10 protein-coding genes are annotated in these 11,866 nt (G+C 68.0%); all 10 read right to left on the reverse strand.

Annotated elements, in window-relative coordinates:
* Nucleotides 1-33: 33 nt before the first annotated feature.
* Nucleotides 34-297, reverse strand: coding sequence for a phosphoribosyl-ATP diphosphatase (locus B3587_RS03710; RefSeq protein ID WP_228178713.1), 264 nt, complete (start codon nt 295-297; stop codon nt 34-36).
* 34 nt (nt 298-331) lie between these two features.
* Nucleotides 332-1,027: a ribulose-phosphate 3-epimerase gene (rpe, locus tag B3587_RS03715; RefSeq protein WP_228178717.1), complete on the reverse strand. Its 696-nt coding sequence runs from the start codon at nt 1,025-1,027 to the stop codon at nt 332-334.
* Nucleotides 1,028-1,053: 26 nt separating this feature from the next.
* Entirely contained in the window at nt 1,054-2,436 is a 1,383-nt protein-coding gene (locus B3587_RS03720) for an RsmB/NOP family class I SAM-dependent RNA methyltransferase (protein ID WP_292726642.1), read from the reverse strand.
* Nucleotides 2,433-3,401, reverse strand: coding sequence for a methionyl-tRNA formyltransferase (gene fmt, locus B3587_RS03725; RefSeq protein WP_292726643.1), 969 nt, complete (start codon nt 3,399-3,401; stop codon nt 2,433-2,435). Before fmt ends, B3587_RS03720 begins: the two co-directional genes overlap by 4 nt.
* A complete protein-coding gene (locus B3587_RS03730; protein ID WP_292726645.1) occupies nt 3,398-5,392 on the reverse strand; it encodes a primosomal protein N' in 1,995 nt (664 codons plus the stop codon). The genes fmt and B3587_RS03730 overlap by 4 nt, the downstream gene beginning before the upstream one ends.
* A 1-nt stretch (nt 5,393) precedes the next feature.
* Nucleotides 5,394-6,587, reverse strand: coding sequence for a methionine adenosyltransferase (gene metK, locus B3587_RS03735; RefSeq protein ID WP_292726647.1), 1,194 nt, complete (start codon nt 6,585-6,587; stop codon nt 5,394-5,396).
* Between the two features lie 73 nt (nt 6,588-6,660).
* Nucleotides 6,661-6,915, reverse strand: a complete 255-nt coding sequence (rpoZ, locus tag B3587_RS03740) for a DNA-directed RNA polymerase subunit omega (protein ID WP_267189766.1) — start codon at nt 6,913-6,915, stop codon at nt 6,661-6,663.
* A 60-nt stretch (nt 6,916-6,975) separates the two neighbouring features.
* Nucleotides 6,976-7,884, reverse strand: a complete 909-nt coding sequence (gmk, locus tag B3587_RS03745) for a guanylate kinase (RefSeq protein WP_228178723.1) — start codon at nt 7,882-7,884, stop codon at nt 6,976-6,978.
* Nucleotides 7,877-8,731: an orotidine-5'-phosphate decarboxylase gene (gene pyrF / locus B3587_RS03750; protein WP_292726650.1), complete on the reverse strand. Its 855-nt coding sequence runs from the start codon at nt 8,729-8,731 to the stop codon at nt 7,877-7,879. The genes gmk and pyrF overlap by 8 nt, the downstream gene beginning before the upstream one ends.
* The coding region (carB, locus tag B3587_RS03755; protein ID WP_292726652.1) for a carbamoyl-phosphate synthase large subunit at nt 8,728-11,866 on the reverse strand (3,139 nt) is incomplete at its 5' end. The genes carB and pyrF, both read right to left, overlap by 4 nt.

Genomic DNA, 11,866 nt, shown 5'->3' on the forward strand with positions numbered 1-11,866 from the left:
TCTTTCGGGTCGAAGCGGGAGCGGGCGACGGGTTCAGAGATGTCGGTACACGTCCTCGAGCGAAAGACCCTTCGCCAGCATCAACACCTGCAGGTGGTACAACAATTGCGAGATCTCTTCAGCTGCAGCCTCGTCAGACTCGTACTCGGCAGACATCCACACCTCAGCGGCCTCTTCGACGATCTTCTTGCCGATCGCGTGGATGCCAGCATCGAGCTCTGCGACGGTCCCCGAACCCTCGGGACGGGTCTGCGCCTTCACCGTCAATTCGGCGAACAGCTCTTCGAAGGACTTCACCATGCCAGGGTAGCGAACCGCGCGGCCTGCTCGGTCAGTGCCGATGGGCGTGCGTGCCGCGAGAACGCAGCCCTGCGATTGCAGCATCCGGGTCGCCGGCCCCGAACACGGCTGATCCGGCGACGAACGTGTCGGCCCCGGATGCGGCGGCCTGTTCGATCGTGGACTCCGAGATGCCGCCGTCCACCTGCAACCACACCGCGGAACCGCGGCGGCGGCATTCATCAGCGAGGGTGCGGAGCTTGGGCATCATGTCAGTCATGAAGGACTGACCGCCGAATCCGGGTTCGACGGTCATCACGAGGATCTGGTCGAACTCGTCGAGGATGTCGAAGAGCGGCTCGACCGGTGTAGCCGGCTTCAGTGCGATTCCGGCGCGTGCCCCCATGGACCGCAGTCGGCGCGCCAGAGGCACGGGCTCTGCGGTTGCCTCGGTGTGGAAGGTCACGGATGCCGCGCCGATCTCTGCATAGCCCGGTGCCCAGCGGTCGACATCGTCGATCATGAGGTGCACATCCAGCGGCACGGGCGATGTCGCCTGGATTCGCTCGACCATCTGCGGACCGAACGTGAGGTTGGGGACGAAGTGATTGTCCATCACGTCGACGTGAACGAAGTCGGCGGCGGCGATGCGCTGCAGTTCCGCCTGCATGTTGACGAAGTCGGCGGCGAGGATGCTGGGATTGATGCGTACCGTAGCGTCATGCGTCGCGGCGTCGGGGGAACTCACCCGTCCATTATGGGCGAGGGCGCCCGTCAGCCACGTCGTCGCAGGAGTGTGATCGACATCGCGTCGGTGCCGTGCCGGTGAGGCCACAGCTGCGCGCGTCCACCGCCCGAGCCCGGGGTCGCCAGATCCGGAACGTTTCGCGAGACCCGACGCAGCACGCCCCGCGCATCCAGTTCCTCCAGCTCATTGCGGTGCTGGTCCAGCACCGCCGCGACAACATCGCGCGTTTCCGCAAGGTGCGGAGAGCACGTTACGTACGCGACGACACCGCCGGGGCGGAGCCCCGTCACTGCCGCGGACAGCAGCTCGCCCTGGAGTTCTGCGAGCGGCGCGACATCCTGCGGGGACTTTCGCCACCGCGATTCGGGCCGTCGTCGCAGTGCACCGAGGCCCGTGCACGGGGCATCCACGAGGATTCGGTCGTAGGCTGCAGAGCCTGCCCTTTCCCTCCCGTCTTCCTCAGAGACGGGAACCTCGAACGGGATCGGCTCGAGGGACCGGCGAACCAAACCGGCGCGCGTGGATGACACCTCGTTGGCCTCGAGGTCCAGAGGGCTCCCGACCTCCCGCGCCTCGAGTGCGCGCGCGGCCAGCAGAGCGGTCTTTCCGCCGGGTCCTGCGCACAGGTCGAGCCAGCGCTCTCCGGGTCGCACGGGGTCGACCTCCGAGAGGGCGAGGGCCGCGAGCTGGGATCCCTCGTCCTGGACCCGTAGCGCGCCGCCGGAGGCGGCGACGAGCCTGCCGGGATCGCCCGCCGGTGCGCGGAAGCCGTACGGCGAAAAGGACGTCGGCTCCGACCCTTCGGGGATGGCTGCAAGACCGGGAAGCGCGGTCATCGTTACGCGCGGTGGGTCGTTGTCGGCGGCGAGCAGATCGGTGAGCTCGCCCGCGCGTCCCTCGTCGTCCAGAGCCCGCCGGAGCGCCCGGATCACCCACACCGGGTGGGAGGTGCGCACCGAGAGGCGTTCATCGTCCGATCGGGCAGCCTCCTCGGCGCGGGAGATCCAGGTCGCGGCATCCGCGCCGCCGATTCTGCGCAGAACGGCGTTGACGAAGCCGACAGCGCGCTGCCCCGCGCTTGCCCGCGTGAGCGCAACCGACTCGTTGACTGCAGCGTGCGGCGGGACCCTCGTGGCCAGGAGTTGATGCACGCCGAGACGCAGGATGTCGAGCACGGGCGGGTCGAGAGTCTCGGTCGGACGGTTCGCGGCGACGGCGATGACGGCATCCCAGGTTCCCTGTTGCCGCAGGGTTCCATAGGTCAGCTCCGTCGCGAGCGCTGCGTCCGCAGGACTCAGCTGTGCCCGGGCGATGGCTGTCGGCAGGACGAGATTCGCGTACGCATCGGCGTCATGGACCGCGCGCAGAGTGTCGAACGCGACCCGCCGGGCAGACAGTGCACTGCTCATGCCGTGGCCCCGCTCGCTCCGGGAGACGGCTCGCCGGCGTTGCCAGTGTCGAACTGGAGCTCGCTCAGCCGGGTGCCGCGCCACCAATCTCCGGCATCCATCGCAGGCTTGCCGGCAGGCTGGACACGCTGCAGCGCGATCGGGTGAGTGGCGGTTCCGACGATCACCTGCTTCGCGTGAGATGCCGCCAGTCCGGGGCGCAAGCGCGGTGAGTCGGCGGAGGCCGGGCCGGCGGCGAGGATCTTCAGCCGTGAGCCGTCAGCCGTCGCGAAAGCGCCCGGCTCCGGAGTGACGCCGAAGATCCGCGACACGACCTGTTCCCGAGGCTGCTCCCAGTCGACGCGACCGTCCTCGATCGAGAGCTTCGGTGCGTAGGTCGGCTCGCCTTGTTGCGGGCGGGGCCGAGCGGTGCCGTCTGCGATCTCGCCGACGACCGCCGCGAGCAGCTCGGCGCCGGACTCCGCAAGGGTCGCCAGCAGATCGCCTGCTGTCGCGTCTGCGGGGCGAGGGAAACGAATCTCGCCGAAAATGTCGCCCTCGTCGAGTCCGTGCGTCAGCTGAAAGACGTCGGCTCCCACCTCGGGATCTCCTGCGATGATCGCGTGCTGCACCGGAGCGGCACCCCGCCACCGGGGCAGCACGGAAAAGTGAAGATTGATCCAGCCGTGCCGGGGCGTCGAGAGCAGAGGCTCACGGACCAGTCCGCCATAGGCCACGATCACGCCAAGATCGGGCTGCGCCTCTCGCACCGCCGTGAGCGCTTCCTCATCGAGGCGCGCGGTGCGATGCACTGCAAGGCCCAGTTCGAGGCCGGCAGCGGCCACCGGTGAGGGAGTCAGGACGCGTCGGCGGCCGATTGGTGCATCGGGGCGTGTGATCACGAGAGGCACCTCGTGACCGGCGTCCACGAGGGCGAGAAGCGACGGTACCGCGGGCTGCGGAGTACCAGCGAACACGATTCTCATTGCTGTATCTCCAGGTTCAGGTCGGGCAGGTCCATACGGATGCGTAGGGTGGCGCGCGAGCCACCGCGTGTCCGCGATCGCCGTCCCCGCAGCGCTGAAGCGACAAGAGCCGCGCGCAGGGAGCGCGCGACGTCGGGTCCATCGTGGTAGTCGCAGCGCACGAGCGCGCGCACGTTGTCATCTCGTGAGTCGGTTGCGGGCAGCGGCACGGGCCCGAGGATGTCACCGGCACGCAACCGCGGCACGTCCGTCCTCACGGCGGCCAGCGCGGTCTCCACTGCCGGTCGGGCCCCCTCCAACGCGGCGACACGAACGGCGGGCGGCATGCGAAGCTCCGCGCGCTCGGCCAGTTCCGCGCGCGCGAATGCCGGCTGGGTCCAGGTAGCCAGGGCTCGGCCGAGTGTCCCGGCGACTCCGACCAGGTGCACCGGCGCACCCGGTGCGGCCAAGGCCGCCGCGTTCGACCACCAGCGCAGGCAGTGCTCCGCGATCCGCAGATCGTCGGCGAGCAGCATCCGTTCGCCGTCCAGGAGCAGGACTGCGCGGTATCCGCCCGCGGTTCGGGGCTCTGCCCCCCGGGTCGCGATGACCAGGGCCGGTGCGGCCGGCACGTCGAGGACCTGATGCTCGGCGTCCGAGACGATGACCCGGACGCCGGGAAACGCGCGACCCAGCTCCTCGGCGGTGCGGCGGCTCCCGGAGCCGATAAGCAGAAAGCGTGTGCCCCCGCACGACGCGCAGGTCCAGCCCTCAGCGCGGCGTCCGCACGCGGAGCAGGTGGGTGTCGCCCCTCGCGCTCCGGCCTGGAGCGATCCGCCGCAGGCGCGGCAGCGTGCGGGATGCCGGCAGTCGGCACAGGCGAGCACTGGCGCATAACCGGGACGAGCGACCTGCACCAGAACCGGACCGCTCCGAACTGCCTCGCGCGCGGCGGTGAACGCCGCAGAGGGGACCCGCGCGGTCCCGGTCTCCCCCTCGCGCAGTGGTGTGAGCACCACGCGGGGAGCTGCTGGACGGGCTGCGCGGAGTTCCTCCACCCACCCGATATCGACAAGACGTTGGACGTCGGTGGTGCGGGTGAACCCGGCGAAGATAAGCGCGAACTGTTCCTGCTCTTGCCGGACCAGCGCGGCGTCGCGCGCGTGGACGCCGGGTGAGAGCGGCTCACGCAGAAGCGGATCGCCGTCGTCCCAGACAGCGACAAGCCCGAGGGCGTGGACTGGCGCGTAGACGGCGGATCGGTTGCCGATCACGATCGACGGCGTGGGCTCGAGTACCCGCAGGTACGCGCCGTAGCGGGCGGGGGCGCTTTGAGCTGCATCCGTCCGGATGACTGCCTCACCGAGTCCGTGCGCGATCAGGCCCTGCTCGAGCTGGTCGAGATCTCGGTGGTCGGGCACGACGAGGATGCTGCTGCGTCCTGCCGCTAGCAGCTGCGCGGACGCGGCAGCGAGAACGCCCACCCACCCCGGTGCGGGCGAGCCAGGCGTTACCGGAGTGGTCGGTGCCGTCAGCGCGATGCGAGCACCTCGGGAGAGCGATTCCTCCAAACCGGGGAAGCTTGCAAGCCCTGCTGCCGCCCATTCTGCGGTGGATGCCTGAACCTCGGGAGCGGCCGCCCGTTCGGCGTTCTGCCACGAGCGTTCGGCCCGCACCATCCGTCGCGGCACGACCAGGCGCAGTATGTCGGATGCCGACCCCGCCGACCGGTCGGCGACCTTTCGTGCGAGGTCGTAGAGCCGCCGAGGCAGCACGGGTACCGGAGAGATGACTGACTCGAGCTCCGAGAGGGGGCGGTCAGCGGCGGGTTCATCGTCCAGCTCTACGATGAAGCCGTCAACGATACGGCCAGCCGCACGAAGCGGCACGCGCACGCGGACTCCCTCTCGAGCCTCAGGTGCCAGCTCGTCGGGAATCTCGTAGTCGAAGAGCCGATCCAGTTGTGGCAGCGGGGAATCCAGGAGCACTCGCGCGATGCGCCGAGTGGTCATGTCAGAGACCGGCGGCTGAGCGCAGGTCGTCGACGCGGTCCGTGCGCTCCCAGGTGAAGTCCGCAAGCTCCCGGCCGAAGTGCCCGTAGGCCGCGGTCTGCGCATAGATCGGGCGGAGCAGATCGAGCTGGTCGATGATCGCCTTCGGGCGCAGGTCGAAGACGTCCAGAATCGCCGTCGTGATGATCTCATCGGCCACGTGGGCGGTCCCGAACGTCTCGACGTACAGGCCGACCGGAGCTGCCTTGCCAATGGCGTAGGCGACCTGCACTTCGAGCCGATCAGCGAGTCCTGCAGCCACCGCGTTCTTCGCTACCCACCGCATGGCGTAGGCAGCAGAGCGGTCGACCTTCGAGGGGTCCTTGCCGCTGAACGCTCCGCCGCCGTGACGCGAGGCGCCGCCATAGGTGTCGATGATGATCTTCCGGCCGGTCAGGCCAGCATCCCCCTTCGGGCCGCCGATGACGAACGGGCCCGCCGGGTTGATGTAGTAGGTGACGCCCGAGAGATCGAGTCCGGTGCTCTCCAGAACCGGATCGATGACGACCTCCTGTATCTGGGCGCGCAGGTCCTCTTGCGAGATGTCGGGATGGTGCTGGGTCGAGAGCACCACGGACTCGACGGTGCGCGGGACGGCGCCTTCGAACCCGAGGGTGACCTGCGTCTTGCCATCGGGACGAAGGAACGGCAGCGCACCCGAGCGCCGGGAATCGGCGAGGCGTTCAGCCATGCGGTGCGCCGTCCATGCGGCCATCGGCATCAGCTGCGGCGTCTCGGTCGTCGCATAGCCGAACATGATGCCCTGGTCGCCCGCGCCCTGCTCGTCGCGGGGGTCGGACGATCCGCGTTCACGCTGCTCGAAGGCCTTGTTCACCCCCGAGGCGATGTCTGAGGACTGCGCCCCGATCGAAATGCTCACGCCGCACGAGTCGCCGTCGAAGCCGGTCTCGCTCGAGGTGTATCCGATGCGGTTGACGACGTCGCGAACGATCGCGGGAATCTCGACGTACGCGGAAGTGCTCACCTCACCCGCGACATGCACGAGTCCGGTGGTGACGAGGGTCTCGACCGCGACGCGTCCGCTCGGATCCTCGCTGAGGATCGCGTCGAGGATGCTGTCGGAGATCTGGTCGCAGATCTTGTCGGGGTGACCTTCCGTGACCGATTCGGACGTGAACAGACGCAACGCGGTCATGGAGCTCCCGTCAGTGGTGGACGTCGATCAGTATCGCGACGGCGTACGACACCGACGCGCAAAGAGGTGATCGTCAGTCGATCGGACGGAGGCGAAGCTTGTCTTCGTTGATCTCGTGGAGCGCGATGGTCAGGGGCTTGTCCTCGACGGTCGAGTCGACCAGCGGTCCCACGTTGTCGAAGAGGTTCCCCTCGTGCAGGTCGGAGTAGTAGTCATTGATCTGACGCGCGCGCTTGGCTGCGTAGATCACGAGCTGGTACTTCGAGTCGACCTTCTCGAGAAGGCTGTCGATGGGGGGCTCGATGATGCCCTGGTTGTTCCCGGCCATGGCGGAATCCCTTCGCTGGCGACGGATGTCGGTGAGAGGTCTGTGGCGCCGCTGTCGCGCTCAGCGCGCGGGCGCATTCATCAATTCTACGACCTCGCGCGCCGCAACGGCGACGTCGCCGTTCACGACGCGGTAATCGAACTCGTCTTGGGCCGCCAATTCCACCCGTGCCGTGCGCAGGCGTCGCGAACGTTCCTCCGCGTCCTCCGTGCCTCGACCGACCAGTCGGTTGACCAGTTCGTCCCAGCTGGGCGGAAGGAGGAACACCAGCGTCGCGTCGGGCTGGGCCGCGCGAACCTGTCGCGCGCCCTGCAGATCGATCTCGAGCAGAACTGCTTGACCGCGATCGAGAGCTGCGCGGATCGGTGCGCGCGGGGTGCCGTAACGGTACGCGTTGTGCACGGTAGCCCACTCGAGAAGCTCGCCATCGGCGATGAGCCGATCGAACTCGGCATCGTCGACGAAGTAGTAGTGCTCGCCGTCGCGTTCGCCAGGGCGGGGCGGGCGAGTGGTCGCCGAGACTGACAGGTGGATTTCGGGGTGATGAGCGCGGATGTACTGAGCCACCGTTCCCTTGCCGACAGCTGTCGGCCCCGCGAGCACGACCAGCGCCGACCGGTCAGCGCGTGGGCGCGGCTCGGGTACACGGTCATCGAGGAACGCGCGCAGGGCCTGCTGCTGTCGGCGGCCAAGCCCGCCGAGCCGCTTCACCGGGGAGATCTGAAGACGCTCGAGAATTCTGTCCCGCTTTCCGACGCCGATTGCGGGGATCGCGGTGAGGAACTCGGTGACACGCATGGCGCCGGCCGGTGAATGCGGAGCCGCAAGCGCTCGGCTGAGCAACTCCTGGGGGCTGATCACACGAGTGGCGACATCCTGCTTCAGCGAGGCACGCTCCCGTCGCGCGGCGACGGCACGCTGCGATGCTGCGACGCGGTCGACGTCGGGAGGGGCGGGGCGCTCAGTCATGGCTGGTTCGCGGATACAGGGCCGCACGCTCCTCGATGCGCGTCTCCAGGCGGTCCGGTCCGACAGCGAGGATGCTTCGGCTCTCGGACGCGACGACGTTGGTTGCCACATACCCGAACAGCCGCGTCAGATCGGCGGGCTGCGCCCCCTGCGCACCGAAGCCGGGAGCCAGGATGGGCGTTCCGGCGAGGATGACGTCGCGGAGTCCGAAGGCTGCACGGTCGACGGTTGCTCCGACGACCAGCCCCGCCGAACCGAGTGCGCCGGGTAGGCCGATGTTGAGGGAACCGATCTCGCGCGCCACCCGGGCCGCGACGCTCTCGTCGCCGGGAGCCGAGTCATCTCGGGTGAGAGCGGTCTGTACCGGAAGGCCCTCGGGATTGCTGGTCGCAGCGAGAACGAATACGCCCTTCTCTCGGCGGATCGCCGTCGTGATGGTGGCGTAGAGCGAGTCGGGACCCAGGTACGGGCTCAGCGTCACGGCGTCAGCCTCGAGCGGAGATCCGGGCTCGAGCCACGCGGCGGCATAACCGTCCATCGTCGTGCCGATGTCTCCGCGCTTGGCATCGGCGATCACGATCAACCCAGCGCTCCGGGCCGCTGCCAAGATGTCCTCCAGGGCCGCGAATCCCGCCGAGCCGTAGCGCTCGAAGAACGCGACCTGAGGCTTCACGACACCCACGCGACCCGCGCACGCCTCCACCACACGGAGCCCGAACCGGCGCGCTCCGTCAGCGGTGGCATCCAACCCCCACGACTCCAACAGGCTCGCATGCGGGTCGATACCCACACACAGCGGACCGAACCGGCCTAGCGAGTCCCACAGTCGAGCGCCGAACGACCTCACGCGCGCTCAGCCCTCTCGATCGCGTAGTCCTGCAGGCTCTTGACCTCGAAGCCTTCGCGAAGCACCGGGAAGGCACTCACCGCGGCGCCGAGGACCGCCATGGTCGTGAACAGAGCCTTGTCGCCGGCCACAGCGGCGGCACGGATCTCGTATCCATCGGCCCGGGCCATCCCGCCGCTTGGGGTGTTGACCACGATGTCGATGCGTCCCTCGTTGATGAGATCCACGACGTTGGTCTCACCCGAGGCTTGCGTCGCGGAGTACTTGTTCACGACTTCGACGGCGATCCCGTTGCGGGCGAGGATCTCGGCGGTGCCCTCGGTGGCGAGCAGCTCGAATCCGAGCTCCTGCAGCCGGTGGGCGGGGAGGATCACCGCGCGCTTGTCGGCATCCGACACCGAGATGAAGACGGTTCCCGACAGCGGCAGTCCGCCGTATGCAGCGGCCTGGCTCTTCGCGAAAGCCGTCGGAAAGTCGCGGTCGATGCCCATGACCTCGCCGGTAGAGCGCATCTCGGGCCCGAGGACAGAGTCGACGATCTGACCGTCCTTGGTGCGGAAGCGCTTGAAGGGCAGCACGGCTTCCTTGACGGCAACCGGGGCGTCCAGCGGCACACGAGAGCCATCGGATGCCGGCAGCAGCCCCTCGGCGATGAGATCGGCGATCGACGTGCCTGCCATGATGCGGCTGGCCGCCTTCGCGAGCGGGATGCCCAGGGCCTTCGATACGAAGGGAACGGTGCGGCTTGCGCGGGGGTTCGCCTCGATGACGTAGAGCACACCGGCACTGATCGCGAACTGGACGTTGAGGAGGCCCCGGACGCCGACACCGGACGCGATGGCGAGGGTCGCTTCGCGAACGCGATCGATCTCGGTGCGTCCTAGCGAGACCGGTGGCAGGGTGCAGCTGGAGTCGCCGGAGTGGATACCGGCCTCCTCGAGGTGTTCCATCACGCCACCGATGTAGAGCTGGTGGCCGTCGTAGAGCGCGTCGACGTCGATCTCGATGGCATCGTCGAGGAACCGATCGACCAGGAGCGGCATCCCGGGGCCGATGATGGCCTGGTCGGCGATGCGCACGAAGTAGTCGCGCAAGCTGGCGGTGTCGTACACGATCTCCATGCCGCGTCCTCCGAGAACGAAGCTCGGACGAACGAGCACGGGATACCCGATGTCTTCGGCGACGGCAACCGCGCCCTCGACGTCGACGGCGGTGCCGTGGCGCGGTGCGACGAGACCCGCATCAGCCAGGATGCCGCTGAACAGGCTCCGCTCCTCTGCAAGGTCGATCGCGGCCGGGCTCGTGCCGAGGATCGTATAGCCGGCTGCCTCGATGCCCTTGGCCAGCCCCAGCGGGGTCTGCCCGCCGAGCTGGCAGACGACGCCGAGGATCGTGCCCGAGCGCGCCTCGGCGTGCAGCACCTCCAGAACGTCTTCGAGCGTGAGCGGTTCGAAGTAGAGCCGGTCGGAGGTGTCGTAGTCGGTCGACACCGTCTCGGGGTTGCAGTTGACCATGATCGTCTCGAAGCCCGCGTCGCTGAGAGCGAACGAGGCGTGCACGCACGAGTAGTCGAACTCGACGCCCTGACCGATACGGTTCGGTCCCGAGCCGATGATCACGACCTTGGTGCGCTCCGACGGCGTGACCTCGGTCTCAGCGTCATAGCTGGAGTAGTGGTACGGGGTGAGCGCGGGGAACTCGCCGGCGCAGGTGTCGACCGTCTTGTATACGGGCCGGATATCGAGACCGTGGCGGATGCCGCGCGCTTCGGTTTCGGTGATCCCCCGCAACTCAGCGATCTGCGCGTCGCTGAAGCCGTGCTCCTTGGCGATCCGCAGTGTTTCGGCATCCAACTCCCCCGCTGCGGCGATGAATGCCGCGACCTCGTTGATGAGCACGATCTGATCGAGGAACCAGGGGTCCATCGCTGTCGCCTCGAACGCCTGCTCAACGGTCGCGCCCTTGCGGAGGGCCTGCTGGAGGACGACGATACGACCGTCGGTGGGTGTCCGAGCGATCTCGAGCAGCTCCTGGACGCTGCGTTCTTCTGGGCCCCAGTGAAAGCTCGAGCCGCGCTTCTCGAGCGATCGAAGGGCCTTCTGCAAGGCCGTCGCGTAGTTACGGCCGATCGCCATGGCCTCGCCGACGGACTTCATGGTTGTCGTGAGCGTGGTGTCGGCGGCCGGGAACTTCTCGAAGTTGAAGCGCGGCACCTTCACGACGACGTAGTCGAGCGTCGGCTCGAAGCTTGCCGGAGTGACCTTGGTGATGTCGTTGGGGATCTCATCGAGCCGGTAGCCGATGGCGAGCTTGGCGGCGATCTTCGCGATCGGGAAGCCGGTGGCCTTCGACGCCAGCGCCGACGAGCGCGACACGCGGGGGTTCATCTCGATGACGATGATTCGTCCGCTGGCGGGATCGACGGCGAACTGGATGTTGCAGCCGCCGGTGTCGACGCCGACCGCACGGATGATGTCGATGCCGATATCGCGCAGCCGCTGGTACTCGCGGTCGGTGAGGGTCAGCGCCGGCGCAACGGTGATCGAGTCGCCGGTGTGGACGCCGACGGGGTCGACGTTCTCGATCGAGCACACGACCACCGTGTTGTCGGCGGTGTCGCGCATCAGTTCGAGCTCGTACTCCTTCCAACCCAGGATCGACTCCTCGAGCAGCACTTCGTGGGTCGGCGAGTCGTGCAGGCCGGCACCGGCGATGCGGCGCAGGTCTGCCTCGGTGTACGCGAAGCCCGACCCCAGTCCCCCCATCGTGAACGACGGCCGAACGACGAGCGGATAGCCGAGCTCCTCGGCACCCGCGAGCACTTCATCCATCGTGTGACAGATGCGGCTGGCAGCGACATCCGCGCCGGCTTCGATCACGAGCTCCTTGAAGACCTGGCGGTCCTCACCCTTGCGGATCGCGTCCACCTTCGCGCCGATGAGCTCGACGTCGTACTTCTCGAGGATGCCGCGGTCGTGCAGCGCCATGGCGGCGTTGAGTGCCGTCTGACCGCCGAGCGTCGGCAGAATCGCGTCGGGCTTCTCCTTCGCGATGATCGTCTCGATGACTTCGGGGGTGATCGGTTCGATGTAGGTCGCGTCGGCGAAGTCGGGGTCGGTCATGATCGTGGCGGGG

Origin of the sequence: Microbacterium sp. UBA837, assembly GCF_002296025.1 — a bacterium.
In the GTDB taxonomy this organism is placed as follows: domain Bacteria; phylum Actinomycetota; class Actinomycetes; order Actinomycetales; family Microbacteriaceae; genus Microbacterium.

Excerpts from the sequence above, each read along its gene's own strand:
- B3587_RS03720 (WP_292726642.1), bottom strand. The coding sequence starts at position 2,436 with ATGAGCAGTGCACTGTCTGCCCGGCGGGTCGCGTTCGACACTCTGCGC.
- fmt (WP_292726643.1), bottom strand. The coding sequence starts at position 3,401 with ATGAGAATCGTGTTCGCTGGTACTCCGCAGCCCGCGGTACCGTCGCTT.
- B3587_RS03730 (WP_292726645.1), bottom strand. The coding sequence starts at position 5,392 with ATGACCACTCGGCGCATCGCGCGAGTGCTCCTGGATTCCCCGCTGCCA.
- metK (WP_292726647.1), bottom strand. The coding sequence starts at position 6,587 with ATGACCGCGTTGCGTCTGTTCACGTCCGAATCGGTCACGGAAGGTCAC.
- rpoZ (WP_267189766.1), bottom strand. The coding sequence starts at position 6,915 with ATGGCCGGGAACAACCAGGGCATCATCGAGCCCCCCATCGACAGCCTT.
- gmk (WP_228178723.1), bottom strand. The coding sequence starts at position 7,884 with ATGACTGAGCGCCCCGCCCCTCCCGACGTCGACCGCGTCGCAGCATCG.